Annotated in this window: 17 protein-coding genes; 7 read left to right on the plus strand and 10 right to left on the minus strand. The window is 72.9% G+C overall.

Annotated features, from left to right (window positions below; genetic code table 11):
* Position 1: 1 nt before the first annotated feature.
* Positions 2-781: an adenosylcobinamide-GDP ribazoletransferase gene (locus ACFZAT_RS05940; RefSeq protein WP_391260728.1), complete on the minus strand. Its 780-nt coding sequence runs from the start codon at positions 779-781 to the stop codon at positions 2-4.
* 87 nt (positions 782-868) lie between these two features.
* Between ACFZAT_RS05940 and ACFZAT_RS05945 the strand changes: the two genes are divergently transcribed.
* A complete protein-coding gene (locus ACFZAT_RS05945; RefSeq protein WP_391260730.1) occupies positions 869-1,630 on the plus strand; it encodes a hypothetical protein in 762 nt (253 codons plus the stop codon).
* On the opposite strand, the gene ACFZAT_RS05950 is transcribed toward ACFZAT_RS05945, so the two are convergent.
* From ACFZAT_RS05950 to ACFZAT_RS05965, 4 genes are all read right to left on the minus strand, one after another.
* Positions 1,531-2,298 carry a hypothetical protein gene (locus tag ACFZAT_RS05950; RefSeq protein ID WP_391260733.1) on the minus strand — a complete coding sequence of 256 codons (768 nt, stop codon included), beginning with the start codon at positions 2,296-2,298 and terminating at the stop codon, positions 1,531-1,533. The two genes, ACFZAT_RS05945 and ACFZAT_RS05950, sit on opposite strands and share 100 nt — an antisense overlap.
* Positions 2,295-4,121 carry a phosphatidylglycerol lysyltransferase domain-containing protein gene (locus ACFZAT_RS05955; protein WP_391260736.1) on the minus strand — a complete coding sequence of 609 codons (1,827 nt, stop codon included), beginning with the start codon at positions 4,119-4,121 and terminating at the stop codon, positions 2,295-2,297. The genes ACFZAT_RS05950 and ACFZAT_RS05955 overlap by 4 nt, the downstream gene beginning before the upstream one ends.
* An 82-nt stretch (positions 4,122-4,203) precedes the next feature.
* Positions 4,204-5,292 (minus strand): nicotinate-nucleotide--dimethylbenzimidazole phosphoribosyltransferase, encoded by a 1,089-nt coding sequence (locus ACFZAT_RS05960; protein WP_391260739.1) that lies wholly within the window; start codon positions 5,290-5,292, stop codon positions 4,204-4,206.
* Between the two features lie 130 nt (positions 5,293-5,422).
* Complete coding sequence (locus ACFZAT_RS05965; protein ID WP_391260742.1) at positions 5,423-6,625, minus strand: bifunctional adenosylcobinamide kinase/adenosylcobinamide-phosphate guanylyltransferase; 1,203 nt, start codon at positions 6,623-6,625, stop codon at positions 5,423-5,425.
* A gap of 107 nt (positions 6,626-6,732) precedes the next feature.
* Between ACFZAT_RS05965 and ACFZAT_RS05970 the strand changes: the two genes are divergently transcribed.
* Positions 6,733-6,945 (plus strand): hypothetical protein, encoded by a 213-nt coding sequence (locus ACFZAT_RS05970; RefSeq protein ID WP_093709157.1) that lies wholly within the window; start codon positions 6,733-6,735, stop codon positions 6,943-6,945.
* Positions 6,946-7,008: 63 nt separating this feature from the next.
* Here the strand turns inward: ACFZAT_RS05970 and ACFZAT_RS05975 are convergent, their stop codons facing one another.
* The 3 genes from ACFZAT_RS05975 to ACFZAT_RS05985 form a co-directional block, all read right to left on the minus strand.
* On the minus strand, positions 7,009-8,100 hold the full coding sequence (locus ACFZAT_RS05975) for a trypsin-like peptidase domain-containing protein (RefSeq protein ID WP_391260745.1): 1,092 nt from the start codon (positions 8,098-8,100) through the stop codon (positions 7,009-7,011).
* 278 nt (positions 8,101-8,378) lie between these two features.
* Positions 8,379-9,113, minus strand: coding sequence for a methyltransferase domain-containing protein (locus tag ACFZAT_RS05980; RefSeq protein WP_391261669.1), 735 nt, complete (start codon positions 9,111-9,113; stop codon positions 8,379-8,381).
* Between the two features lie 101 nt (positions 9,114-9,214).
* Positions 9,215-9,814, minus strand: a complete 600-nt coding sequence (locus tag ACFZAT_RS05985) for a DUF3043 domain-containing protein (protein ID WP_391260748.1) — start codon at positions 9,812-9,814, stop codon at positions 9,215-9,217.
* A gap of 274 nt (positions 9,815-10,088) precedes the next feature.
* Between ACFZAT_RS05985 and ACFZAT_RS05990 the strand changes: the two genes are divergently transcribed.
* The 5 genes from ACFZAT_RS05990 to ACFZAT_RS06010 all read left to right on the plus strand — a co-directional run bounded on the left by ACFZAT_RS05990 (position 10,089) and on the right by ACFZAT_RS06010 (position 16,568).
* Positions 10,089-10,865, plus strand: a complete 777-nt coding sequence (locus ACFZAT_RS05990; RefSeq protein ID WP_073965547.1) for a PspA/IM30 family protein — start codon at positions 10,089-10,091, stop codon at positions 10,863-10,865.
* Between the two features lie 9 nt (positions 10,866-10,874).
* On the plus strand, positions 10,875-11,153 hold the full coding sequence (locus ACFZAT_RS05995) for a hypothetical protein (protein WP_391260752.1): 279 nt from the start codon (positions 10,875-10,877) through the stop codon (positions 11,151-11,153).
* Positions 11,154-11,283: 130 nt separating this feature from the next.
* A complete protein-coding gene (locus ACFZAT_RS06000) occupies positions 11,284-12,552 on the plus strand; it encodes a histidine kinase (protein WP_391260754.1) in 1,269 nt (422 codons plus the stop codon).
* Positions 12,549-13,244: a response regulator gene (locus tag ACFZAT_RS06005; protein WP_391260757.1), complete on the plus strand. Its 696-nt coding sequence runs from the start codon at positions 12,549-12,551 to the stop codon at positions 13,242-13,244. The genes ACFZAT_RS06000 and ACFZAT_RS06005 overlap by 4 nt, the downstream gene beginning before the upstream one ends.
* A gap of 174 nt (positions 13,245-13,418) precedes the next feature.
* Positions 13,419-16,568 carry an efflux RND transporter permease subunit gene (locus tag ACFZAT_RS06010; RefSeq protein WP_391260760.1) on the plus strand — a complete coding sequence of 1,050 codons (3,150 nt, stop codon included), beginning with the start codon at positions 13,419-13,421 and terminating at the stop codon, positions 16,566-16,568.
* A gap of 87 nt (positions 16,569-16,655) precedes the next feature.
* On the opposite strand, the gene ACFZAT_RS06015 is transcribed toward ACFZAT_RS06010, so the two are convergent.
* Both ACFZAT_RS06015 and ACFZAT_RS06020 read right to left on the minus strand, forming a co-directional pair.
* Positions 16,656-21,686 (minus strand): tetratricopeptide repeat protein, encoded by a 5,031-nt coding sequence (locus tag ACFZAT_RS06015; RefSeq protein WP_391260763.1) that lies wholly within the window; start codon positions 21,684-21,686, stop codon positions 16,656-16,658.
* 199 nt (positions 21,687-21,885) lie between these two features.
* Entirely contained in the window at positions 21,886-26,892 is a 5,007-nt protein-coding gene (locus tag ACFZAT_RS06020; protein WP_391260766.1) for a tetratricopeptide repeat protein, read from the minus strand.

Genomic DNA, 26,892 nt, shown 5'->3' on the forward strand with positions numbered 1-26,892 from the left:
CTCAGCCCAGCGCCAGGCACACCAGCGTCACCGTCGCCGCGGTCTCCGCCAGCGCCCCGAACACGTCCCCGGTCACCCCGCCGAACCGCCGCACGCAGTGCCGCAGCAACAGCCCGGCCGCCACCGGCGCGGCCACGGCGGCCAGGGTGTACCGCAGCGCCCCGTACCCGCCCAGCAGCGCCCCCGCCCCCGCGCACCCCGCCACCGCCACGAGCCCGGCCGCCCAGGCACCGGCCGCCGGGACCGTACCGGCGACGGCCGCGCCCAGGCCCTCCGGGCGGGCCGCCGGGACGCCGCGCCGGGAGGCCAGGGTGAGCGCGAGCCGGGCCACGACGGCGGAGGCGACGGCCGCCACCGCGCCCTGCGCCCAGCCGTCCGCGTACAGCCGCTGAAGGGCCGCCACCTGGGCCAGCAGCGTGAAGAGCAGGGTGATCACGCCGAACGGGCCGATGTCCGACTGCTTCATGATCCGCAGCGCGTCGTCGGCCGGCTTGCCGCTGCCCAGGCCGTCGGCGGTGTCCGCGAGACCGTCCAGATGGAGACCCCGGGTGAGCGCTGCGGGCACGGCGGCCGAGGCCACGGCGGCGAGCAGCGGGCCCGCCCCGCCCCCCAGCAGCAGGGCGCCCGGGACCGCCGCGAGGACACCGACGAGCAGCCCGGCCAGGGGCGCGCACAGCATCCCGGCCCGGGCGGTCTCCCGGTCCCAGCGGGTGACGCGGACGGGGAGCACGGTCAGGGTGCCGAAGGCGAAACGCAGGCCGTGGCTGTTCAGGGAGGTCACGGCGCGCAGGCTAATCGGTGGGGGCGGCCGCTAGATTGACCGAATGCCGCATAACGGGGCATCGGTGGACGAGTGGGAGTGCGTGGCATGGGTCACTGGCTCAATCAGAACTTCGTGGAGCCGGGCAAGCTGCCCCTGCTCCTGGCCCTGACCGCCTTCGTGCTGACGTTCGCGATCACCCGCTTCATCACCCGGATGATCCGGGCCGGGAAAGGACCGTTCCGCAACATCACACCCGGCGGCGTCCACATCCACCACGTGGTGCCCGGAGTGGTGCTGAGCGTCGTCGGCGGCTTCGGCGCGGTGGGCAGCGGGCGGCACGGCGTCACGGCGTCGGTCTGCGCGGTCGTCTTCGGCGTGGGCGCCGGTCTGGTGCTGGACGAGTTCGCCCTGATCCTGCACCTGGACGACGTGTACTGGACCGAGGAGGGGCGCCAGAGCGTGGAGGTCGTCGTGCTCACGGCGGCCCTGGTGCTGCTGGTGCTCGGCGGGTTCTCGCCGCTGGGCGTCAACGACCTGAGCGACGATCAGCAGCAGGGCCGGCTCGGGGCCGTGCTCACCGTGGTCGTCAACTTCTGCTTCGTGCTGATCACCCTCTTCAAGGGCAAGGCGCGTATGGCGGTGGTCGGCACGCTGGTGCCCTTCGTGGCCCTGATCGGCGCGGTACGGCTGGCCCGGCCGACCTCGCTGTGGGCGCGGCGGTTCTACCGCAACCGGCACCGGGCCCGTTCCCGCGCGGTGCTGCGGGCCTACCACCACGACGTGCGCTGGGTCGGCCCGCGCCGCAAGTTCCAGGACCTGATCGGCGGGGCACCGGACCGGGCCCCCCTCCCGCCCTCCAAGACCTGACCGCCCCGCCGTCGCCGCCCGCGCAGCGCCCGGGCCGCGCACAGGGCGAGCGCCGCCACGATGGCCGCCAGGTGTTCCCGGCCCGCGAGGTTGTCCTTCAGCACCGCTTCGGCCACCATCGCGACGATCACCACCGCCCCGGTGATCCGCGCCCGGTACGCACAGCAGACGCAGACCGCCAGTGCGACGACCGCCGCCGAGGGCCCGGTGTCCACGATCCGCGCGTCGGACGCGGGCAGCCCGAGGAAGCCGTCCGGCCCGGCCGCGATGCCGATCCGCGCGTACAGGGTCCCGGCCAGGGTCGCCGCGTACGCGATCAGCAGCGTCCGCCACCGGCCGAGGCAGACCTCCGCGGCCCCGAACACCACCAGCATCTGCGCCAGCGCCCCCCACACCGGCAGGTCCAGCGCGGGTACGAACAGCGACAACGGGGTACGCAGCAGGGCCGCCCAGAGCGGATCGTCGGCCCGGACCGCGCCCAGCGTCTGCACCGGGCCGTAGCCCCAGGGCCGGTTCTGCACCACCTGGAGCAGCCCCGTCAGGGCCACCGACGCCAGGGTCAGGGGCACGGCCCGCGGGCCGCGCGCGGCGAGCGGGGCCCGTACGGCCGACCCGAGCGGGCCCCACTCCCGGCGGGCCGCCCGGCGCAGGGCGCGTACGGCTGTCATCCACGCGGTCCGGGCGGTACGGCACGGCCCCGGGCCAGCCGCGAACGGTGCAGCCACTTGGGCAGCCCCGGCGCCTCCAGGAAACCTTCCGCCCGGCCGGCCGCGACGCCGATGCGCAGCAGGTCCGCGCTCTTCTCGAAGAGCAGGAACCTGGGCTCCCAGATCGGGCGGTACTTCGCGTTGGCCCGGTACAGCGACTCGATCTGCCACCACCGCGAGAAGAAGCTGAGCAGCGACCGCCACATCCGGAGCACCGGACCGGCGCCCAGCCGCGACCCGCGCTCGAAGACCGAGCGGAACATCGCGAAGTTCAGCGACACCTGCGTCACGCCCAGCTTCCCGGCCCGCTGCAGGAGTTCGATGACCATGAACTCCATCAGCCCGTTCTCGGCGTCCCGGTCACGCCGCATCAGGTCCAGCGAGAGCCCGTTCGGGCCCCACGGCACGAAGCTCAGCAGGGCCCGCAGCTCGCCCGGGATGCCGTCACCGGACGGGGCGTCACGGCACTCCAGCATCACGCACCGCCCGTCGGCCGGGTCGCCGAGCCGGCCCAGCGCCATCGAGAAACCGCGTTCCGTCGCCCCGTCGCGCCAGTCGTCCGCCCGGCGCACCAGCTCCGCCATCTCGGCCTCCGGGATCTCCGCGTGCCGGCGCACCGTCACCTCGTAACCCGCCCGCCGCACCCGGTTGTACGCCTGGCGCACGGTCCGCATGGCGCGGCCCTCCAGGGTGAAGTCGGCCGTCTCCACGATCGCCTCGTCGCCCAGCTCCAGGGCGTCCAGGCCGTGCCGCGCGTAGACCGTGCCCGCCTCCTCGCTCGCACCCATCACCGCCGGGATCCAGCCGTGCTCGCGGGCCTCGGCCAGCCAGGGCACGATCGCCCCCGGCCAGGCCTCCGGATCGCCGATCGGGTCGCCGGACGCCAGCGACACCCCGCCGACCACCCGGTAGGCGACGGCCGCCTTCCGGGTCGGCGACCACACCGCGCTCTTCTCGCGGCGCAGCGCGAAGTAGCCCAGCGAGTCCCGCTCACCGTGCCTGCCGAGCAGCGCCCGCAGCGCCTCCTCGTCCTCCGGGGTGATCGGGTCGACCGCCCGGCGGGAACGGAAGGCCGCCCAGACGACCGCGACCAGCAGCAGCGTGGACAGGATGTTGATGACGACGTTCACCCAGCCCGGCGCGGTGATCCCGGGGAACCGCGAGTCCGAAGCGGCGACGGACACCAGCCGCAGCGCCCCGTACGCCCAGCGGTCCAGGAAGGTCGCGCGGTACTCGTCGTGCGCGGTGTTGGTGGCCGTGACCAGGCCCGCCGCGATCAGCGAGGTGACCAGCAGCCCGCCAACCGCCACCAGCGCGGCCAGCTTCGGATTGGACCGGTCGCCCTTCGCGTAGAACTCGCGCCTGCCGAGCGACAGAGCGAGCACGAAGCCCGCGGAGAGCGTCAGCGAGATCCAGTTCTGCGGATAGCGGCGGACCTCCGGGAAGACGATCAGGGCGGTGGACAGCAGCAGAGTCAGCCCGCTGAGCACCAGGTTGACGATCCACGCGGCCCGTTTCCGGCGGCGCATCGTCACGGCCAGGAAGAGCGCCACCACCCCCGAGGAGAAGCCCGCCGTGAGCAGATACGGAGTGAAGTAGTCGTCCGTGTTGTGGCGGCGCAGGTCCTGGCCGAAGGTCACCCAGACCGCGCTGAGGAAGTTGAGGAACGACACCAGGCGCAGGTACCAGATCGCGAACGCGGCGCCGCGCCTGGAGCGCGGAGTGCCGGCCCTGCGGCCGGTACCCCGCCCGGATTCCTCGACGGCCATACCGACCTCTCCCATGAAAAGCGATCATATGGGGCATCGCGCCGCATGAGGGGGCGCTCCGCGGCCGGTGTCGGCCGGGCGCGGAGCGGGGCCGGTGTCAGTCCGTCGGCCCGTCCTTCTCGTCGTCCGCGCCGCCCTCCGCCGGCTCCGGCTCCCGCTCGGGCAGCTCCGCGGCCAGCGCGGCGGCGGCCTGGACGAAGGGAAGGGCGAGCAGTGCCCCGCATCCCTCGCCCACGATGACGCCGTGGTCGAGCAGCGGGTTGAGCGCCATCCGGTCGAACGCCTTCGCCTGCGCGGGCTCCCCGCTCAGCTGGCCCGCCAGCCACCAGTCCGGCGCCCGGAACGCGGCCCGCTGGCCGACCAGCGCCGCCGCCGCGCCGACCACCCCGTCCAGGACCACGGGCAGCCGCCGCACCGCGCACTGGAGCAGGAAGCCGGTCATCGCCGCCAGATCGGCGCCGCCCACGGTGGCCAGCAGCTCCAGCTGGTCGCCCAGGACCGGCCGGGCCCGGCGCAGGGCGTCACGGATCGCCGCGCACTTGCGCATCCACGCCAGGTCGTCGATCCCCGCGCCGCCGCGCCCGGTCACCACCGAGGCGTCCGTGCCGCAGAGCGCGGCGATCAGCGTGGCCGCCGCCGTCGTGCCGCCCACGCTCAGGTCGCCGAGCAGCACCAGGTCGGTGCCCGAATCGGCCTCCTCGTCGGCCACCGCGATCCCGAGCCGCACCGCGGCCTCGGCCTCTTCGGCCGTCAGCGCGTCCTCGACGTCGATACGGCCGCTGCCGCGCCGCACCCGGGTCCGTACGACGGCCTCCGGCAGCAGCTCCGGGTCGCAGTCCAGACCGGCGTCCACGATCCGCACCGGCACGGAGAACCGGCGGGCCAGGACCGCCAGCGGGGTCGAGCCGTCCAGCGTGGCCCGCACCAGCTCGTGCGCGGTGGAGGCCGCGCGGCCGGACACATCGAGTTCGGCGACCCCGTGGTCACCCGCGAACAGCACCACGCGCGGCTGTGCGATCGTCCGCACCGGCGCGGCCTGCTGCGCGGTCGACAGCCACTCGCCCAGCTCGTCCAGCCGGCCCAGGGCGCCCGGGGGCACGATGAGCCGTTCCCGGCGTTCCTCGGCATCGCGCCGTACGCCCCCGTCGGGGCGTTCGATCAGGTCGGAGAAGTCGTCCAGATTCACGGGGGTCTGCCTCGCGGGTCGATACGGGGAGTGGTCCGGGGAGCCCGGCGGCGGGCTCCCTGCGGAACAGTACCCGCCACGTTTTCCGGGCCCGCCCGGTACGGCCCCGTGCCCGCGGCCCCCGCATCCCTCAGCCGCGCAGCACCAGCACCTGGCCCGCCACCACCAGCAGCACCTGCTCGCACTCCTCGGCCACCGCCGCGTTCAGCCGGCCCAGCTCGTCCCGGAAGCGTCGCCCGGCCGCCGTCCCCGGCACCACCCCGGAGCCGGTCTCGTTGGTCACCAGGACCACCGTGCGCCGCGTCCCGCGCACCGCCGCGACCAGCTCCGCCGTCCTGGCCCGCAGCGCCCGCTCGCCGCCCTCCGCCCATGCCGCGTCGTCCCAGGCGTCCACCCGGTCCATCGCGTCCGTCAGCCACAGGGACAGGCAGTCGATGAGCAGCGGCGGCCCGTCCGACGACAGCAGCTCCGCGAGCTCGCAGCTCTCCTCGGTGCGCCAGGCGGCCGGCCGGCGCTCCCGGTGCAGCCCCACCCGGGCCGCCCAGTCCCCGTCCCCGTCCCGGGTGCCGCCCGTCGCCACGTACACGACCTCCGGATACGTCTCCAGGCGCCGTTCCGCCTCGACGGACTTCCCGGAACGGGCGCCGCCGGTGACCAGGGTGCGCCGCGGGGCCGCGGCCGGGGTGCGGAAGCCGCCGACCGTCAGCGTCGTGCCGTCCGGCACCGCCCGGGCCCCGGCGGCGGCGAGCCGGCGTTCCAGCTCGGGCGCGGGCGGCGCGTCGTGGTCCAGGTGGACGGCGATCAGCTCGGTGGCGGACCCGATCGCCTCGACGGCCCGCAGCCGCGCCACCGCGTCGGGCCGCCCGACGACGTCCCCGGCGACCAGGTCGTAGGGCTGCGCCACCGGGCCCGTCAGCCCGGCCGGCGCGCCGCCCGGCGGGAGGTACAGCAGCCGGGCGCCCTCCGGCGAGGTCACCTCGTACCCCGTGCCGGGCGCGTCCATCGGCACGGCCCGCACCCGGTGCCCGCTGATCAGCGTCAGCACCCTCCCGTCCGGGACCCGGCCCGCCGGAGGCAGCCCGACGGGCAGCTCGACGGCGGGTCCGTCGTGCGGGTGGGTCAGGAGGACCTGGCGTACGCCGGTGAGCGAGCGGCCGGCGCGGGCGGCGGCGAACACCGCTCCGGGCGTGAGGTCGAGGAGCAGCGCGTCGTCGACCAGGAGGGCGGTCGCGGCCCGGCCGCCGGTGCCGCGGGCGAGGGCGCAGGCGGCGCAGGGGCAGTCGGGCCGCGGCAGCCCGTCGGGGGCTCCGGTGCCGAGCAGAGTCAGTTCCACGCTCCGATCCTGCCGCGTCGCCGCACGCGATGCGCGACGTGGGCCCTCGAAGATCAGCCGCGCAGCCTCTAGGCTGCCGACCGGAACGACTTACCCGGGAGGCGCACATGGCGTGGACGTGGCGGTTCGAGAAGTCCGACGGTACGGAGACGGAGCCGGCCCTGCAGCCGGAGGAGTTCACGACCCAGGGCGACGCGGAGTCGTGGATCGGTGAGTACTGGAAGGAACTCCTGGACGGCGGGGCGGACCAGGTCACGCTCTTCGACGACGGGACGAAGATCTACGGCCCGATGAGCCTTCAGGCGGACGCGGCCGGCTGACGGCGCACGGCTGCCGCCGGGCGGGCCCTCGCGGACTCGCCCGGCGGCAGCGTCTGCGTACGCTCAGATCTCGCCGAGGGTGACCTCGGCCGTCTTCTGCGCGCTCCCGCGCGTGTACGTCACCTTCGCCTTCTGGCCCGGCTTGTGGCCGGCCAGCGCCTCGGAGAGCGAGGTGATCGTGGTGACCTTCGAGTCGTCCACCTTCACGATGATGTCGCCGGCCCGCAGCCCGGCCTTGTCGGCCGCGCCGCCGTTCTGCACGCTGACGATCGCGACGCCCGCGGGGCGGTAGTCGTCGTTGACGACCGTGCGGCCGGTGATGTCGAGGGCCGCCCGGCCCGAGTCGGTCACCTTGCCGTTCTTGATGATCTGGTCCGCGACCGTCCGCACCATCGAGGCCGGGATGGCGAAGCCGATCCCGGGCGCGGCGCTGTCGCCCATCTGGGGGTCGGAGGCGGCGAGCGTCGGGATGCCGATGACCTGGCTGTCCAGGTTCACCAGGGCCCCGCCGCTGTTGCCCGGGTTGATCGCCGCCGAGGTCTGCACCATGTTGGCGATGGTCGCCCCGGTGCCGCCGCCCGAGCGGCTCTCGCTCACGGTCCGGCCGAGTGCCGAGACGATGCCCTGGGTGACGCTGCTGGACAGGCCGAGCGGCGAGCCCATCGCCAGCACGATCTGTCCGACCGCGACCTTCTCCGAGTCGCCGAACTTCGCGGGCCGCAGCCCGTCGGGCACGTCGTCCAGCTTGATGACGGCCAGGTCCTGCTGGGGGTAGGCGGCGACCAGCGACGCCTTCAGCACCTTCTCGCCGGTGGCCACGGTGACCTTGAACGACTTCTCGTCGCCGACGACGTGCGCGTTGGTGACGATGTGGCCCTGGGCGTCGTAGACGACACCGGAGCCCAGGCTCTCGGAGGCGTCGATCTGCACGACCGACGGCAGCACGTCGTTGATGGTGGACTGGTACTCGCTCTGCAGATCCCCGTCGGCCTTCGCGGCCGGCCCGGCCTGCGCCGAACCGGACGCCGTCGCGTCCGGCCCCGCGGCCGGGGCATCCGCCCCGGAGCAACCGCTCACCAGCGCGATCGCGCAGACACCCGCGGACAGGGGCAGCAACAGCCGCCGCGCACGGCGGCGGGAGTGAATGGCATCCATGTCCGGATTATTGCTTTTGCCCTGACGGGCGGCCTGCTGAGCGCATCCAAGAGGTGAAGAGGCACATGGGGCAGCGCCGGACGGCGGAACTCAAGCGGGCACGCGCCGCACGTGACAGCGCCGGGCGGCCGGACATCAAGCCCGCCCGGCGATTGAGGGCGATCTTTCAGCCCGTCCGGCGTTTGAGGGCGATCTTTCAGCCCGTCCGGCGTTTGAGGGCGATCTTTCAGCCCGTCCGGCGTTTGAGGACAGGACGCCCGCCCGGACGAGCCCGGGCCTCAGCCCCGTACGCCACACAGATGCAGCAGCGCCGCGACCCCGCGATACGGATCCGTCCGCCCCGCCCGGTCCTCCGCCGCGAGCACCCGCTCCAGCTCCGCGACCGGCGGCAGCTCCACCTCGTTGCTCACGAGGTCCGTGAAGAGCCGCACCCCGTACCAGGCGTGCAGCGGCGCGGCGATCGAGGCCAGCGTCGCCGTCAGCGCCTCCAGCCGGTCCGCGCGTACGGACAGGCCGAGCCGGTTCGTGTACCGGTCGGAGTCGAACGCGGCCAGCGCCCCGGCGAAGTCCCCGGCCATCCCCGGCCGCATCGCCAGCGCGTCGGCGTTCCGTACGAGCAGGGACAGCAGCCCGCCCGGCGCCAGCATCCGGGCCAGGCCCGCCAGCATGGCGTCCGGCTCCTGGACGTACATCAGGACCCCGTGGCAGAGGACCACGTCGAAGCTGCCGGGCAGGAAATGAACCCCGGTGTCCTGGCCGTTGCCCTCGATCAGCCGCACCCGCTCGCGGATGCCGGCGGGTTCGCCGCCCAGCGCCTCACGGGCGACCCGCAGCATCTCCGCGTCTGATTCGAGACCGGTCACGGTGTGCCCGGCCCGGGCCAGCCGCAGCGCCTGCGTGCCCTGGCCCATGCCGACGTCCAGGATGCGCAGCCGCTGCCCGACCGGGAAGCGGGCCGCGATCTGCTCGTCCAGCTGCCGGGCGACCAGCTCCTGCCGCACGGTGTTGCGCAGGCCGGTCAGGCCCTTGGTCCAGGCTGCCGAGGCCCCGGCGAAGCCGGAGACGGCCGGCCGGTCGGCGGACACTCCGCCGACCGGGCCGGACGGCTCGGTGCTCAGGGCCTCTCCCCGCGCTTGACCTGCGGCTTCGGCAGCCGCAGCCGCCGCATCTGGAGCGTACGCATCAGCCCGTAGGCGACCGCGCCGCGCTTCGGGGTGTCCGGGAACCGCGTGTTCAGCTGCTTGCGCAGACGGAACGCGAGCCCGACCGAGTCGATCACGATCAGCACGATCACGATCAGCCAGAGCAGCAGCGAGATGTTCTGGATGCCCTGCACCTGGATCACGCTGAGGATCAGGATGACCACGGCGAGCGGCAGGAAGTACTCCGCGATGCAGAAGCGGGAGTCCACGAAGTCGCGGACGAAGCGGCGCACCGGCCCCTTGTCGCGCGCGGGCAGATAGCGCTCGTCACCACTGGCGAGCGCCTCCCGCTGCTTGGCCATGTCCACGCGGCGCGCCTCGCGCTGCCGCTTGGCGGCCTCCTTGCGGTCGAGCGGCGCACCACTGGAGGCGCGACGGCGCTGCGTCTGGGCCTCGCTGCGCTTGGGGGTGGGGCGACCCTTGGGAGCCTGCGGGTCGCGGGGCGTCTTGGAGAGGTCCGCCGTCACCTTGTCGGTGGGGGCCTTCTCTTCCTTGGAGCGGCTACGGAACACAAGGCCCAAGGGTACGGGGTCGCTCACGGATCCCCGCAGGCCGCCCGGGAACGATCCGGCAACGGCCTGCGTCCTCGACGGTGTGCGGGCGGGCGGTACGGGCCTCACCTACTCCCTGGGCCGGAGCGGACCGGACGCACAGTCGTCCTTGGGGAGGAGCCCATCCACGTCCGAACAGTGCGGTAATAGAGACAGGGCCCGTACTGTGGGTTCTGTTGGAGTGCTGGAGCCCAGTTGAGTCAGAAGGGGGCGCGCGAAGCCCATGAGCGGTGTCATGAAGCGTATGGGGATGATCTTCCGCGCGAAGGCAAACAAGGCCCTTGACCGGGCCGAGGATCCGCGCGAGACCCTTGATTACTCGTACCAGAAGCAGCTTGAGCTGCTTCAGAAGGTGCGCCGCGGAGTCGCCGACGTGGCGACCTCGCGCAAGCGGCTGGAGCTGCAGCTGAACCAGCTGCAGGGCCAGTCCTCGAAGCTGGAGGACCAGGGACGCAAGGCGCTCGCGCTCGGCCGCGAGGACCTGGCCCGCGAGGCGCTGTCGCGCCGCGCCGCCCTCCAGCAGCAGGTCACCGACCTGGAGACGCAGCACACCACGCTCCAGGGCGAGGAGGAGAAGCTCACTCTCGCGGCCCAGCGGCTTCAGGCCAAGGTGGACGCCTTCCGGACGAAGAAGGAGACCATCAAGGCCACCTACACGGCCGCCCAGGCGCAGACCCGGATCGGCGAGGCGTTCTCCGGCATCTCCGAGGAGATGGGCGACGTCGGCCTGGCGATCCAGCGGGCCGAGGACAAGACGCAGCAGCTCCAGGCCCGCGCCGGTGCCATCGACGAGCTGCTGGCCTCCGGCGCCCTCGACGACCCGACCGGCACGGCGAAGGACGACATCGCCGCCGAGCTGGACCGGATCTCCGGTGGTACGGATGTGGAGCTGGAGCTTCAGCGCATGAAGGCCGAGCTGGCCGGCGGCTCCTCCTCGCAGCAGGCGATCGAGGGCGGCCCGCAGGACGCCCAGCAGCAGAACAGCCAGTCGCACAAATTCGACAAGAACTGAGGCGGCGTCATGATCGTACGGATCATGGGGGAGGGCCAGGTGGTCCTGGCCGACAGCCATCTCGCCGAGCTCGACAAGCTCGACGACGCCCTGCTGGCCGAGATGGAACGCGGTGACGGACCCGGCTTCCGCACCACGCTCCACGCGCTCCTGGCCCGGGTGCGCGAACTCGGCGCACCCTTGCCCGACGACTCCCTGGAACCGTCCGAGCTGATCCTGCCGGCGCCGGACGCGACCCTCGAAGAGGTACGCGCCATGCTCAGCGACGACGGCCTGATCCCCGGCTGACGCCGACCGCTCTCCAGCACCCGCACCCCGTGCCCCGCGCCCGCCCGACGGACGCGGGGCACGGGTGCGTCCGGGGCCGCCGCTCCCGGCCGGACCGGGCAGTGCGCGGCACACCGTAACGTAGCCCGACGTGACCACCCTCGGAACCGGGGTCCCGCGCGTCCGCAAGTGGCTGCGCGCCCATCCCCTCGCGCTGGACGGCGCGCTCGCCCTGGGCGTGCTCATGGCGATGGTCTTCGCGTCGTTCGTGGACCCCGGCGGGCACGACGGGCCCACCTTCGGCGCCCGCACCCCGGCCGCGAGCAGCCTGCTGCTGATGCTGCTCAGCGCGCTGGCCCTGATCCGGCGGCGCCGCGAACCCATGGCGGTGCTCGCCGCCACCGGGGCGCTGACCGTCGTGGAGCTGGTCACCGCGGACCCGCCCGCCCCCGTCGTGATGAGCGCCGTCATCGCGCTGTGCACCGTCGCCGCCCGCACCGACCGGCCCACCACCTGGCGGGTCGGGCTGCTCACCATGGCCGCGCTCACCGCCGCCGCCATGCTCTTCGGCTCGCCGCCCTGGTACAGCCAGGAGAACCTGGGCGTCTTCGCCTGGACCGGGATGGCCGCGGCCGGGGGCGACGCGGTCCGCTCCCGGCGCGCGTTCGTCGGCGCGATCCGGGAGCGCGCCGAACGGGCCGAACGGACCCGTGAGGAGGAGGCCCGCCGCCGGGTCGCCGAGGAACGGCTGCGCATCGCCCGCGATCTGCACGACGTCGTCGCCCACCACATCGCCCTGGTCAACGTGCAGGCCGGAGTCGCCGCCCACGTCATGGACAAACGCCCCGACCAGGCGAAACAGGCCCTCGCCCATGTCCGCGAGGCGAGCCGGTCCGCGCTCAACGAGCTACGGGCCACCGTCGGCCTGCTCCGCCAGTCCGGCGACCCGGAGGCGCCGACCGAACCGGCCCCCGGCCTCGCGCTCCTCGGCCAGCTCGTGGAGAGCGTGCGCCAGGCCGGGCTGCCCGTCGAGGTGGCCTGCGCCGCCGAGGGCGATCCGCCGCTGCCCTCGGCCGTCGACCTGGCCGCGTACCGGGTGATCCAGGAGGCGCTGACCAACGTCCGCAAGCACGCGGGCCCGGGAGCCAGGGCGGAGGTGAGCGTCGTACGGGTCGGAGCCACGGCCGAGGTCATGGTCCTGGACAACGGCCGCGGGAACGCCACTGACACCGATTCGGGCTCCGGCGGCGGGCACGGCCTGCTCGGGATGCGGGAACGCGTCACCGCCCTGGGCGGCACCCTCACCGCAGGTCCCCGCTACGGGGGCGGGTTCCGCGTCCATGCGATCCTGCCCGTCGAGGCCCGCGCGCAGGAGCCCGGTCGGCCGGGCGCGGCGGACCGGACGGGGGAGAACGCATGACACCGGCCATCAAGGTCCTGCTCGCCGACGACCAGGCGCTGCTGCGCAGCGCGTTCCGGGTGCTGGTCGACTCGGAGCCCGACATGCGGGTGGTGGGCGAGGCGGCGGACGGGGCGCAGGCGGTGCAGGTGGCCCGCGCCGAGCGGCCCGACGTGGTGCTGATGGACATCCGGATGCCCGGGACCGACGGACTCACGGCCACCCGCATGATCAGCGCCGACCCGGAACTCGCGGACGTCCGCGTGGTCATGCTCACCACCTTCGAGGTGGACGAGTACGTGGTGCAGTCGCTGCGCGCCGGGGCCTCGGGCTTCCTCGGCAAGGGCGCCGAGCCGGACGAACTCCTCAACGCGATCCGGATCGCGGCGGGGGGCGAGGCGCTGCTCTCGCCGGCCGCGACCAAGGGCCTGATCGCCACGTTCCTCGCGCAGGGCGGCAGCGGGGCGGAGGACGGGCCGGGGGCGGCCGCGTACTCGGAGCGGCTGGCGGCGCTCACCACGAGGGAGCGCGAAGTGCTGGTCCTGGTCGCGGGCGGGCTGTCCAACGACGAGATCGCGGAGCGCCTGGTCGTCAGCCCACTGACCGTCAAGACCCATGTGAACCGGGCGATGGCGAAGCTGGGCGCCCGGGACCGGGCACAACTCGTGGTAATCGCGTATGAATCGGGCCTGGTGCGCCCACGGGTGGAGTGAGGGTGCAGCCGGGGTGTACTCCACCTGCGGTATGCGCGGCATGAGAAAGCGACCCTGGGGCCGAGGACTTTCGTCCCGGGGATCGGCGATCGTATAGGTGGGCGGGATCTGTCCCCCGGGCACGTCCCGGCATCCCGCCCACCTGCCGCGTAAGCCACAGAAAGAGACCCACCCATGTCCTGGCTGTCCAGATTCAGCCTCGCGCAGAGGGCCCTGATCGGTCTGATCTCGATCGTCGCGCTCGTCTTCGGAGCGATCGCGATCCCGCAGCTCAAGCAGCAGCTGCTGCCCACCATCGAACTGCCGATGGTGTCGGTGCTCGCCCCCTACCAGGGTGCGTCCCCCGATGTGGTCGAGAAGCAGGTCGTCGAACCGCTCGAGAACACCATCAAGGCCGTCGACGGCGTCACCGGCGTCACGTCGACCGCCAGCGAGGGCAACGCCGTCATCATGGCGTCCTTCGACTTCGGTGACGAGGGCACCAAGCAGCTCGTCGCCGACATCCAGCAGGCCGTGAACCGGGCCCGCGTCCAGCTGCCCGAGGACGTCGACCCGCAGGTCATCGCCGGCTCGACGGACGACATCCCGACCGTCGTCCTCGCCGTCACCTCGGACAAGGACCAGCAGGCGCTCGCCGACCAGCTGGACCGCACCGTCGTCCCCGCCCTGGAGGACATCGACGGCGTCGGCCAGGTCTCCGTCGACGGTGTGCGCGACCTCCAGGTCTCCGTCACCCCGGACGACAAGAAGCTCGCCGCCGCCGGACTCAACGCCGCCGCGCTCTCCCAGGCGCTCCAGTCGGGCGGCGCGACCGTCCCTGCCGGTGCCTTCTCGGAGTCCGGCAAGAGCCGCACGATCCAGGTCGGCGGCGCCTTCACCTCGCTGCGGCAGATCGAGGACCTGCGGGTCACCGGTCAGAACCCGGCCTCGGGCAAGCCCGGCAAGCCGGTCCGCCTCGGTGACATCGCGACCGTGAAGCAGGAGGCCGCCACCGCGGACTCCATCACCCGCACCAACGGCCGCCCGAGCCTCGCCGTCATGGCGACGATGGACAAGGACGGCAGCGCCGTCGCCATCTCGGACGCCGTCAAGGACAAGCTCCCGGACCTGCGCAAGGACCTCGGCTCCGGCGCCGAGCTGACCGTCGTCTCGGACCAGGGACCGGCCGTCTCCAAGGCGATCTCCGGCCTGACGACCGAGGGCGCGCTGGGCCTGCTCTTCGCGGTCATCGTGATCCTGGTCTTCCTGGCCTCGCTGCGCTCCACCCTGGTCACCGCGGTCTCCATCCCGCTCTCCGTGGTCCTCGCGCTGATCGTGCTCTGGACCCGCGACCTGTCGCTCAACATGCTGACGCTGGGCGCGCTCACCATCGCGATCGGCCGGGTCGTGGACGACTCGATCGTCGTCCTGGAGAACATCAAGCGCCACCTCGGCTACGGCGAGGAGCGGCAGTCGGCGATCATCACCGCGGTCAGGGAGGTGGCCGGCGCGGTCACCTCGTCGACGCTCACCACCGTCGCCGTCTTCCTGCCGATCGGTCTCGTCGGCGGCATGGTCGGCGAGCTGTTCGGCTCGTTCTCGCTGACCGTCACCGCGGCCCTGCTGGCCTCGCTGCTGGTCTCGCTGACCGTGGTTCCCGTCCTGTCGTACTGGTTCCTGCGCGCCCCCAAGGGCACCGCCGAGGACCCGGACAAGGCGCGGCGCGAGGCCGAGGAGAAGGAGGCGCGCAGCCGCCTCCAGCGGATCTACGTCCCGGTGCTGCGGTTCGCCACCCGGCGCCGTATCACCAGTGTCGTCATCGCCCTCGTCGTCCTCTTCGGCACCTTCGGCATGGCGCCCCTCCTCAAGACGAACTTCTTCGACCAGGGCGAGCAGGAAGTCCTGTCCATCAAGCAGAAGCTCGACCCGGGCACCAGCCTCGCGGCCTCCGACGAGGCGGCCAAGAAGGTCGAGAAGCTCCTCGCCGACGACGAGGGTGTGAAGGACTACCAGGTCACCGTCGGCTCGTCCGGCTTCATGGCCGCCTTCGGCGGCGGCACCGGCTCCAACCAGGCGTCCTACCAGGTCACCCTGAAGGACTCCGCCGAGTTCGAGGCCACCCAGGACCGCATCGAGAAGGGTCTCGCCAAGCTCGACGGCATCGGCGACACCACCATCAGCGCGGGCGACGGCTTCGGCAGCCAGGACCTGAGCGTCGTCGTGAAGGCCGCCGACGCGGACACTTTGAAGAAGGCGTCCGAGCAGGTCCGCGCCGAGGTCGCCAAGCTCAAGGACGTCACCGATGTCCAGAGCGACCTGGCGCAGAGCGTCCCGCGGATCTCGGTCAAGGCCAACGCGAAGGCCGCCGATGCCGGTTACACCCAGGCCACGCTCGGCGCGGCCGTGGCCGGAGCGGTGCGGGGCACCCCGTCCGGCAAGGCGATCATGGACGACGCCGAGCGCGACGTCGTCGTGAAGTCGGCCCACCCGGCCACCACCATGCAGGAGCTGAAGGACCTTCCGCTCGGCAAGGTGAAGCTCGGCACCATCGCCGACGTGAAGCTGGTCCCCGGACCGGTCTCCATGACCCGGATCGACGGCCAGCGCGCCGCGACCATCACCGCCCGGCCCACCGGTGACAACACCGGCGCGGTCAGCACCACGCTCCAGACGAAGATCAAGGCCCTGGACCTCCCCGAGGGTGCCACCGCCACCATCGGCGGTGTCTCCGAGGACCAGGACGACGCCTTCAAGAACCTGGGCCTGGCCATGCTGGCGGCCATCGCGATCGTCTTCATGCTGCTGGTCGCCACCTTCCGGTCGCTGATCCAGCCGCTGATCCTGCTGGTCTCCATCCCGTTCGCCGCCACCGGCGCGATCGGCCTGCTCGTCGCCACCGGCACCCCGATGGGCGTCCCGGCGATGATCGGCATGCTGATGCTGATCGGCATCGTGGTGACCAACGCGATCGTGCTGATCGACCTCATCAACCAGTACCGGGCCCAGGGCCTGGGCGTGGTCGAAGCGGTCGTGGAGGGCGGGCGCCACCGTCTGCGTCCGATCCTCATGACGGCCCTGGCGACGATCTTCGCCCTGCTCCCGATGGCGCTCGGCGTCACCGGCGAGGGCGGCTTCATCTCGCAGCCGCTGGCCGTCGTCGTCATCGGTGGTCTGATCACCTCGACGCTGCTGACGCTCCTCCTGGTGCCGACGCTGTACGCGATGGTGGAGCTCCGCAAGGAACGCCGCCGGAACAAGAAGGCCGCCAAGAGGGCCGCGAAGGCCGGCGTCCCGGCCCCGGCGGAGGCGCAGGAGTCCGGCGAACCGGAGCCGACGCGGGCCTGACCGGCCCGGCCTGATTCAGCCGGTCACACCAGGGGCCCGGCCCGCACGCTTGTGCGGACCGGGCCCCTTCGCGTGGACGGGTGACCGTCAGGCGGCCCCGCTGAGCGCCTTGATCATGCGGAGCCACAGCTCCCCGTACGGCTCCGCGTACCGGACACTCAGGCCCGCGATCTCCCGCAGCAGTCGGCCCCGGATCTCCTCCGGGGCGCGCGGGATCAGACCGGCCAGCTCCTCCGGTTCGATGCCTTGGACGGCCCCCGAGAGGACCATGCTCACCTGGGCGTGGGCGAAGGAGGACAGCCGGTCCTCGTAGACCTGCCCCTCGATGGCGGCCGCGTGCATCAGGGAGGTGCCGTCACCGGCCTCCAACGCCCGCTCCACGTATGCCTGGAGCGCGTCCCGGTCCTCCACCAGCGCGTAGGCGGCGTCCATCCCCTCCGTACGGGAGACCTCCAGGACGGCGACGTGCGAGAGCGGGGTGTCCGGGGACGGCCAGACCTGGAGGAGGCGCGGGTGGTCCTGGAGGTAGGCCCGCGACTCGGCCCAGGACTCGCAGCCCACCCACTCGGCCAGCTGCCCCGACAGGATCAGTGGATCGTAGGCGGATGTCACGCCGTGGTCGAGCACGAACTCGCGGAGCGCGGCGTGCTGTTGTGCGGTGGCCGGGTCCAGGAGCGCCAGCTCTTCGAGCGCCGTCGCGGCCTCCTCACCGGCGAGCGCGTCGGCGTACCGGGACCAGTGGTCGCGCGACGTGGTCCAGTCGGGCGCGAACATCCAGGTGCCCACGGCTTCCAGCGTGGCGGCCGAGAGCGAGAGCCAGTCGGGCGCGGGGCCGTGGGTCTCCGCCTCCCACGCCTCGCGCACCTCCTCCCGGTCGCCGTGGGCGCGCAGGGCCCGCCGCGCCCGTACGGTCACCAGGTCCGGGCCGTCCTCCGGTTCGAGGCCGGCGTCCCGCCCGAGGAACGACGCGAGCGCGCGTACGCCCTCCGAGGGGAGCGGATCGGGGCAGCTCAGCAGGAAGACGCTCCGTTCGACGCCGATGCGCCGGGCGGTCGGCGGGTGGGCTTCGGCGAACTCCGCCGCGCACTCCTCGTACGCCTCGACCGCCGAGGCGTGGTCGCCGGTACGGGCGAGCGCGCGGGCCAACTCCCCGAGCGCCTGCACCAGATCGTCCTCGAAGGCGCGCGGGTTCTCCAGGGCCAGGGCGCGGCAGACGGGCAGCGCTTCCCGGGCCGTACTCACGGCTCCCTCGAGGTCCCCGTTCATCCCCCGCAGCTTGCCGAGGTTCCGCAGGGCGAGCGCCAGATCGGCACGGTGCGCTCCACTGTGCTCGTCCACGAGCCGGCGCACCAGGACGACACTTTCGTCGGCCGCCGCCAGGGCTTCCTTCCGGCTGCCGGTGCTGTTGAGGTTCGCGGCCAGGGCGCCGAGGGCCCTCGCGAGCGGGGAGCGCAGGACGGGCGCGTCGGGGGCGAGTTCACGCAGGAGCGCTACGGCCTCTGTCGCGACGGACAGTCCTTCCGCCGGGTCACCGGCCGGGTTCAGATGGGCGGCGAGGCTGGAGAGCGAGACGGCCAGCTCCTGCCGGTGGACGGCAGGCTGTGCCGCGGCGAGTTCCCGGCGGATCGCGACCGACTCCCGGCCCGCCGTGAGCGCCCCCGACAGATCGCCCAGGACCGCACGGTGATTGGCGACGTTGTTGAGGACCAGCGCGTACTCGGGGAGGAACGCCTCCGGGTCCTCCCCGGCGAGACGCCCGTAGAGCGCGGCCGCCTCCTCGGAGTGTGCCAGGGCCTCCGCCGGCTGCCCGTCGGCGGTCAGGTGCATCGCGAGGTTGTTCAGCATCCCGGCCAGCCCGGGGAGGGAGGCCGCCGGCCGGTGCTTGGCCAGATCGCGCTGGAGCTGCAGGGCCTGGCGCGCGAGCAGTACCGCCGACGCGCGGTCCCCGGCGGCGGCGGTCTTGTTGGCCAGGGACGTCACGGCCCGGGCGAGATCCGGCTGGAAGACCTCCATGTGCTCGTCGGCGAGCCCGGCGAACACCCGCGCGGCCTCCCGGGCCGACGCGAGCGCGCCCTCGTGGTCCCCGACGCCGGAGAGCCGGTCCGCGAGGTTGTGCAGTGCCGTGGCCAGTTGCTCCCGGAATGCGTCCGGGTGACGCTCGACGAGCTCCCGGCAGATCTCCACGGACTCCCTCGCGGGGGCTAGCGCCCTCGCGGTGTCGCCCACGTCGGCCCTGTGCACGGACAGATTGGTCAGGGAGCCCGCCAGGGAGGCCCGCAGAGCGGCCGGATGGCGTTCGGCCCTCCTCCGGTTGACCTGGACCGCCTTCTCCGCCTGCGGCAGCGCGTCCGCGTGACGTCCGACGGCCCTGAGGGCGTGGGCCAGGCTCGCCAGGGAGGAGGTGAGGGGGCCCAGATGCTCGTCCGGGCGCGCGGCGGCGAGGCCGGTGAAGATCTCCACCGCCTCCTGCGCGGGGGAGACGGAGGCCCGCCGCTCCCCGAGCGCCATCAGCACCACCGCCAAGCCGTTCAGCGCGGAGGCGAGCTGGGGGCGGAAGACCGCCGGCTCCTTCTCGGACAGCTCCCGGAAGATGACGACGGCGTCCCCGGTGAGGACGAGCGCACCCTCCAGGTCACCGATCTCGTGGACCCGCCTGCCGAGCGTGGCGAGCGCCAGCGCGAGGTCGGCCAGGGACGCGCTGTCCCCCGCCCCGGAGCGGCTCCGCAGGAGCGCGACCGCCTCGCGTGCCGGGAGGAGCGACCCCTCGCGGTCCCCGACGTCGGCGCACCGGTTGGCGACGTTGACCAGGGTGCGGACGAGTTCCGTCGTACGGGACCCGGGGGCGGCCTCCTCCAACGTCCGGAAGAGGTCCGCCGCCTCCTGCGCCGCCCGCAACGCCCCGGCCGGGTTCCCTGCCTGCCCCAGCTGCTCCGAGTAGCCGTTCAGCGCATGGCCCAGGACCGGTACCGCGTCAGGCCCGAGCCGCTTGACGAACTTCCGCAGCGCCTCGATCCCCGACGCGCCCGCCCGGCCCGCGTGCCGCGCGAGCCTCCGCATCACGTACCGGTCCACCGCCGCCCAGCCGCCGTCCGCCGCGCGCCGCTCGGCATGCGCGACGAGCGCGGCGAGCACCACCTCCGCGGCCTCGGCGCCGCCTGCCGCGGGCCGGGCCTCCAGATGCGAGACGAACTCCCGGTGGTACAGCCGGTACACCGCCTGCCCGTCCTCCGCGTCCTCCACGATGTAACGCCCGTACGCGGACAGCACCCAGTCCACGTCGCTCTCGTCGTACGGCGTCGCCCGGCCGCCCAGGGCTCCGGCGACCTCCTCCCAGACGCCCCCGGCGGGCATCCCGCGCCCGGCCGTCCAGGCCAGGGCGGTCAGCAGGTCCCGTGCGGCGGAGGGGAGTTCGGTGCCGTCCCCCAGGACCCGGACCGGGCCCGAACGCAGGTCGTCCTCGAACGCGGCGTCGATGGACTCCGGCAGACCGGCCTGCCAGGCGTCGTCCCCGGCGTCCCGCCCCTCCGCCAGCAGCGAGCCCGTCACCAGCCGGGCGAACAGGAACCCGCCGCCCACCGCCGTGGCGCGCGCCGCGACCGCCTCGCCCGCCTCCCGCGCCCGGTCCGCCGGGAAGCCGCCCGCCTCGCACCGGCGGGCCACATACGCGGCGATGTCCTCCTCGGTGCCCGGCTCCGCCTCCAGGTCCGCGGTGGTGACGGCCGCCCCGATCAGCCGCGCCAGCGCGTCCGGCAGGGTCTCGTCCGGGTGCCCGCCATCCGCCAGCCGGGCGCGGAACGCCCGCTCGCGCGAACCCAGCAGGACCGGGACCGCCCGGCTGAGCGGGAAGACCAACTCCTCGATCATGGCCTGCAGATGCTCGACGGGCACCTCGTCCAGGCCGTCCAGGACCAGCACCGGACGCCGGTCCAGTTCGCGCAGCTCGCCCCGGAAGTCGTCCGGGTTGCGCGGCTCCGGCAGCCCGAGCCGCCGGGCCAGCTCCGCAGCGGCCTGAAGCGGACTGAGGCCCCGCAGGTGCACCGCCGCGAGCGGGTGCCCGGGGCCGGGGTCGGGGTCGCCCTCCCGCAGGCCGCCCTGCGCCTCGGTCTCCGCACGCCGCTCCGGGTCGGTGAGCGTGGCGATCCGGCCCAGCACCGCCGACTTGCCGCAGCCCGCCGGGCCGGTCACCAGGAAGAGCCCGGCCTCGTCCGCCTCCATCCATTCGGTGATTTGGCCCAGGACCCGCTTCCGGCCCGTGAAGAACGAGCCCTCCTCGCGGAACCCGACGCCCCGGGCCGCGAGCACCAGGTGCTCCACCAGGCGGGCGGGCGCCCCGGGCACATGGCGCGGATTGGGGAAGACCGGCCGCCCGGTGCCGAGAGCGGCCGGGACCGGCGTCTGCCCCTCGCCGCGCCACCGCTCGCCGAGCGCGGCGAGCACGTCCGGGCCGCTGACCCACGCGTTGTGGGCGCTCCACGCCGACCGGTACTCGCTGGTGGCCGGGCCCTCCCTCAGCACCTCGGCCAGTGCGTCGAGCAGCGGCCCGGCCCCGTCCGAGGTCTCACCGCGCCGGCAGCTCGTCATGATCCCGAACCACTGCACCCGGCCGGGCGGCGCGGAGGTGGTCTCCCACCGCCGCAACGCCTTCTCCAGGCCCCGGCCCACGGCGTCCCCGGCGTGGCAGGCGTCGATGAGCACCAGGATCTGGTCGGCCCCCGACGCCACCGCCTCGTTGACCAGCGTCTCGGGCGAGACCCCGTGCCGCAGGGCGCGCGCGTCCCGGACGACCTGCTCGGCGTCGAGGTCCAAGTCGCAGAGCGCCAGACGTAGTTCGTCGTCCACCAGCACGCCGTGACCGGACCATACGATGAGCGCGGGCTTCCCGGCGCCGGACGCGCTCCAGGCGGTGAGGTCCCGGTCGAAGTCCGCCCAGGAGGGGTTGCCGCCGCCCGCCGTACGGGTCGCGATGCCCAGCGCCTCAAGGCGGTTGACGATCCCCTCCATCTGGGCCGTCGCACCGGTCAATTGCGGAAAGGTCCGCTCGTCGGCGTACGTCTCGCACACCACGCACAACGCGGTCCCCACGGCCTCGCCGCCCACCACGTCCGCCTCATCCGCCATCGGGCGCTCCGCCTTCCGTGCACGAGCCGTCGAAATGGACAGCAGCGTATGCACGGATCGGACGCCGGGGTGCCGGTCCGGACAAACTCGACTCTTTCCGGTCCCCGGGTGATAAGGAAACGGCCTGTCCCACGCGCACGTGTGGGACAGGCCGTTGCGCTGCGCGCTGCTTCAGCGACGGTCAGGCCGACGGCGGCGGTCACCCGGTGGCGGCCAGTGCCTGGATGATCCGCACCCAGTGCGTGGAGTGCTGGGAGGCGTGGGCCGCGCTGAGGGCGGCGATCTCGGAGATCAGCCGGTTGCGTGTGTCGGGCGATGCCTCGGCGACGAGGGGGGCGAGGCTGTCGGGGTCGGCCTCGGCGGGGGTGCCCGCGAGGAGCAGGGCGGCCTGGTGGTGGGTGCGGGCGGAGAGCTGGTCGTCGTACACCTCGTCCTCGATGGCGGCCGCGTGGCGGAGGGCTTCGCCGTCGCCGGTGGTGAGGGCGTTGTCGACGTACCGCTGGAGGGCGGTGCGGTCGCGTACGAGGGCGTAGGCCGTGGGGATGTCGTGGGTGCGGGCTGCGTGGAGGAGGGCGGCCTGGGCGGAGTGGGGAGGGGTGAGGCGGAGGAGGTCCGGGTGGGTGCGGAGAAACTGCTCGGACTCCTCCCAGGTGGTGGACTCCATCCAGTCGGACAGCTGTTCGCCGAGGACGCGAGGGAGATAGGCGGCCCGTGCGCCCTGGGTGAGGATTTCTTCGCGGAGCGTCTTGTGGTCGGCTGTGACTTCGGGGTAGAGAAGCGCGAACTCGGCGAGAGCGACGGCCGCTTCGGGGCTCCTCAGCAATTCGGCGTGTTCGTTCCAGCGAGCGTACGAATCGGACCAGGTGAGCGTGTACAGCCATGCGGCGACTGTTTCCAGTGCTTGGGGCCGGAGCGTCAGCCAGGCGGGGGACGTCGTGGCGACTTCGGCTTGCCACATAGCTATTACTTCCGCCTGATGTTCGGCGCTCTTGTGCGCGTATGCGCGCAGAGCGCTTCGGGCTTCGAACGTCACCTCGTCGGGAGCCTCGGCGGCCGGCGTGCTTGCCAGTTGAGCGAGCCCTCGCAGGCCCGCAGTGGTCGAACACTCCGGCCTGCGGATCGCGAAGGAGGCTCGTTCTCGGGCCAGGCCCCTGCCGACTGCCGGGCGCTTGCCCCGAATACTGGTGATCACGTTCTCAAATGCCTGGATTGCACCTTGAGGATCCCCCGCGTTGACGAGGTGGTCGGCAAGGTTGTTCAGAGATCCGGCGAGTCGGGGGGCATAGGCGGCGGGGTGCTGCTCGGTGAGCGCGCGGTACAGGTCCACAGCTTCGCGGGCGGGCCTGAGTGCGCCTCGGTTGTCTCCGGTGTCGGCGAAGTGGCTGGCGAGGTTGTTGAGAGACGTGGCCAGTCCTGGCGTGTGGGTGGCGGGATCTTGCTCGACGAGCATGCGGTAGAGGTTCACTGCTTCGCGTGTCTGGACGATCGCGCCTTGGGGGTTTCCGGTATTGGCGAGGTGGATGCCGAGGTTGCTCAGGGAGCTGGCAACGTCGGGCGTGTAGATGGCGGGCAGTTGTTCGGCAAGGGCTTGCCTGATGCTCAGAGCTTCGTGGGCGGGTGCGAGTGCTCCTTGATGGTTTCCGGTGTTGCCGAGCCGGTTGGCAAGGGTGCTGAGGGACATGGCGAGGTCGGGGAGGAAGGCTGCGGGGTGTTGTTCGGCGAGGGTGCGGTAGAGGTCGGCTGCTTCGCGGGCGGGCGCGAGTGCCGCCCGGTGGTCCCCTGTGCTGGCGAGTCGGTTGGCGAGGTTGTTCAGGGAACCGGCGAGGCGGGGGGTGTGGGTGGCGGGGTGTTGTTCGGCGAGGGTGCGGCAGAGATGTGTCGCGGTGTCGGCAGCTGTGAGTGCGTCTTGGTGGTTTCCGGTGTTGGCGAGCCGGTTGGCGAGTGTGTTCAGGGACATGGCGAGGCTGGGGAGGAAGGCTGCGGGGTGTTGTTCGGCGAGGGTGCGGTAGAGGTCGGCTGCCTCGCGGGCGGGCGGGAGTGCCCCCTGATGGTTTCCGGCATGGGCCAGGTGGTTGGCGAGGTTGTTCAGGGACATGGCGAGGTCGGGGAGGAAGGCTGCGGGGTGTTGTTCGGCGAGGGTGCGGTAGAGGTCGGCCGCTTCGCGGGCGGACGCGAGTGCGCCCTGGCGGTCCCCTGTGTCGGCCAGATGGTTGGCGAGGTTGTTGAGCGAGCCGGCGAGGTCGTGGGTGTGGGTGGCGGGGTGTTGTTCGGCGAGGGTGCGGTAGAGGTCGGCTGCCTCGCGGGCGGACGTGAGTCCTCCTCGAAAATCTCCGGTGTCGGCGAGTCGATTGGCCAGGGTGTCGAGGGACATGGCGAGGTTGTGCGTGTGGGTGGCGGGGTGTTGTTCGGCGAGGGTGCGGTAGAGGTCGGCTGCCTCGCGGGCGGGCGCGAGTGCCCCCCGGAGGTCTCCTGCGCCGGCGAGGTGGTTGGCGAGGTTGTTCAGGGACATGGCGAGGTCGGACGTGTGGGTGGCGGGGTGTTGTTCGGCGAGGGTGCGGTAGAGGTCGGCCGCTTCGCGGGCGGACGCGAGTGCGCCTTGGTGGTCTCCGACGTTGGCGAGGTGGTAGGCAAGGTTGTGGAAGGACATGGCGAGGTCGGGGAGGAAGGTGGCGGGGTGTTGTTCGGCGAGGGTGCGGTAGAGGCCGGCCGCTTCCTGGGCCGACGCAAGTGCTCCCTGGCGGTCTCCGGTGTCCGCCAGGTGGTTGGCGAGGTTGTTGAGGGACGTGGCGAGGCCGGGGCGGAAGGTCCCGGGGTGTTGTTCAGCGAGGGTGCGCCTTATGCGTACGGCCTTGTGGGCCGGTACAAGTGCGCCTCGGCGGTCTCCGGTGTCGGTGAGGTGGAGGGCCAGGCTGTTGAGGGCATCCGCAAGGTCCGGCAAGTAGGCTTCCGGGTTCATCTCGCTGAGCTCCTGGTACAAGCCGACCGCTTCGCCCGAGAAGACCAGGGCCTGGTCACGTAGCCCCAGCTGCGAAAGGGTCAGGGAAAGCACGTGCACACCCTCTGCCAGGTGAGGCGTCCCACTCTGCTCATCCCAAGCCGCCACCCCTTGCAGCACCTCCATCCCCGCCGCACCGCACCACACCGCATGCCGCACCAGCCCCCGCGTCACATACGGATCCACCCCAGACCAGTCACCCACCCGCCCCTGCCGCTTGATCAGGTCCACCAGGGTCCGCAGCACCACCTCACCCGCAGTCACCCCACCCGGCCCCTCCCGCCGCCTCAGGTGCGCAACGAACTCCCGGTGGTACAGGCGATACACCGCCTGCCCCTCCTCCGCGTCCTCCACGATGTAGCGCCCGAAGGCGGACAGCGCCCAGTCCACGTCGCTCTCGTCGTACTCGACGCCTCCGCCCAGCGCCCCGGCCACCGCCTCCCACACGCCGCCCGCCGGCATCCCCTGGCCCACCGTCCAGGCGAGCGCGGTCAGCAGGTCCCATGCCGCCGAGGGGAGGACCGTGCCGTCGTCGCGCACCCGTGCGGGCACCGCTCGCAGCTCGTTCTCGAACGCGGCGTCGATGGAGTCGGGCAGCTCCGTCAGCAGAGACTCGTCCGTCCCTGAGTCGACCCGCGCCAGGACCGTACTCGTGACCAGACGGGCAAAGAGGAAGCCGCCGCCGACGTCCGTGGCCCGCCCCGCGATCGCGGCACCGGCCTCCCGGGCCGGGCCCTTCGCCATCCCGGCCGCCTCGCACCGGCGCCGCACGTACTCGCCGATGTCCTCCCGCGTATGCGGTTCGTCCTCGAGGTCGACGGTCGTCACGTCCGCCCCGATGAGACGGGACAGAGTCTCAGGCAGGGTCTCGTTGCCCTCCTGCTGACTGCGGAACACCCGCTCCCGCGACCCGAGCAGCACGGGCACCGTCCGGCTGAGCGGGAACACCAGCTCCTCGATCACGCTCCGCGTGTGCTCGGCCGGCACCTCGTCCAGGCCGTCCATGACCAGGACCGGCTGAGGGGACAACTCCCGCACCTCCGCGCGGAAATCGTCCGTGCTGCGCGGCCGGGGCAACCCCAGGGCCCGGGCCAGCCGTTCCGCCGCCTGCAACGGGGTGAGGTCGCGCAGGTGCACCGCCGCGAGAGTCCGCTCCGCGCGGACGCCCGGGTCCGGGTCACCGTCGCGCAGTGCGCCGCTCGCGACGGCCCGCTCCCGCTGCTCCGGGTCCGCGAGCGTGGCGATACGGCCCAGCACGGCGGACTTACCGCAACCGGCGGGCCCGGTCACCAGGAACAGGCCGGGCCCGTCCTCGTCCAGCCACTCCACGATCCGGCCCAGCACCCTCGTACGGCCGGTGAAGAACCAGCCCTCCTCCCGGTGGCCGACCCCGCGTGCCGCCTGCACCAGGTGCTCCACCAGCCGGGCCGGGGCCTCGGGGGAGTGGAGGGGGTTGGGGAAGGCGGGGCGCCACTCGCCGAGGGTGGCGGGGACCGGTGTCTGGCCCTCGCCCTCCCACCGCGTGGCGATGGCGGCCAGCAGGTCCGGGCCGCTGACGAGAGCGTTGTGGGCGCTCCACGCGGAGCGGTACTCGTCGCCCGCCGGACCTTCCCTCAGGACCTTCGTCAAGGCGGTCAGCAGCGGCCCGCTGCCGTCCGAGGTCTCATGGCTCTGGCAACTCGCCAGGAAGCCGAGCCACTTGGTGTGCCCGGGTGGTGCGGACTCCTCCTCCCAGCGTCCGAGAGCCAGTCCCAGGGCCGGAACCGCGCCGCCACCCGCGTAACAGGTATCGATGATCACCAGCACGTGTTCGGCGCCGGAACCGACGGCCTCGCTGACCAGGTCGTCGGCGGTGACGCCGTGCCGTGTCACCCGGGCCTTCCACTGGCCGGGGTCGTCGGCCGGCTTCAGGTCCGACAGCACGAGTCGCGTCCGACCGTCGACCCGCACCCCGTGGCCCGACCAGATGACCAGAGCCGGTTTCGCGTGACCAGTGGCAACCCAGCCTTCGGACCACTCCTCGCTCTCCCTGCGAAACGCATCCGCCGACGGATTCCCACCCCCCACCTTCCGCGCCGCGTACCCCAGCCCCTCCAGCAGCCCCACGATCTCGTCCATCTGGGCCACCGCCCCCACGAGCCGGGGAAACTTCCCCCCGTCCGCGTACTCCTCGCACACCACACAAAGCGCCGTCCCCGCCGCACCCGTCAT

Origin of the sequence: Streptomyces sp. NPDC008163 (assembly GCF_042956885.1) — a bacterium.
Lineage (GTDB): Bacteria > Actinomycetota > Actinomycetes > Streptomycetales > Streptomycetaceae > Streptomyces > Streptomyces drozdowiczii_A.

Excerpts from the sequence above, each read along its gene's own strand:
- ACFZAT_RS05995 (WP_391260752.1), top strand. The coding sequence starts at position 10,875 with ATGATCGTACGGATCATGGGGGAGGGCCAGGTGGTCCTGGCCGACAGC.
- ACFZAT_RS05970 (WP_093709157.1), top strand. The coding sequence starts at position 6,733 with ATGGCGTGGACGTGGCGGTTCGAGAAGTCCGACGGTACGGAGACGGAG.
- ACFZAT_RS06010 (WP_391260760.1), top strand. The coding sequence starts at position 13,419 with ATGTCCTGGCTGTCCAGATTCAGCCTCGCGCAGAGGGCCCTGATCGGT.
- ACFZAT_RS05975 (WP_391260745.1), bottom strand. The coding sequence starts at position 8,100 with ATGGATGCCATTCACTCCCGCCGCCGTGCGCGGCGGCTGTTGCTGCCC.
- ACFZAT_RS05945 (WP_391260730.1), top strand. The coding sequence starts at position 869 with ATGGGTCACTGGCTCAATCAGAACTTCGTGGAGCCGGGCAAGCTGCCC.
- ACFZAT_RS06005 (WP_391260757.1), top strand. The coding sequence starts at position 12,549 with ATGACACCGGCCATCAAGGTCCTGCTCGCCGACGACCAGGCGCTGCTG.
- ACFZAT_RS05955 (WP_391260736.1), bottom strand. The coding sequence starts at position 4,121 with ATGGGAGAGGTCGGTATGGCCGTCGAGGAATCCGGGCGGGGTACCGGC.
- ACFZAT_RS05950 (WP_391260733.1), bottom strand. The coding sequence starts at position 2,298 with ATGACAGCCGTACGCGCCCTGCGCCGGGCGGCCCGCCGGGAGTGGGGC.
- ACFZAT_RS06015 (WP_391260763.1), bottom strand. The coding sequence starts at position 21,686 with ATGGCGGATGAGGCGGACGTGGTGGGCGGCGAGGCCGTGGGGACCGCG.
- ACFZAT_RS06020 (WP_391260766.1), bottom strand. The coding sequence starts at position 26,892 with ATGACGGGTGCGGCGGGGACGGCGCTTTGTGTGGTGTGCGAGGAGTAC.
- ACFZAT_RS05990 (WP_073965547.1), top strand. The coding sequence starts at position 10,089 with ATGAAGCGTATGGGGATGATCTTCCGCGCGAAGGCAAACAAGGCCCTT.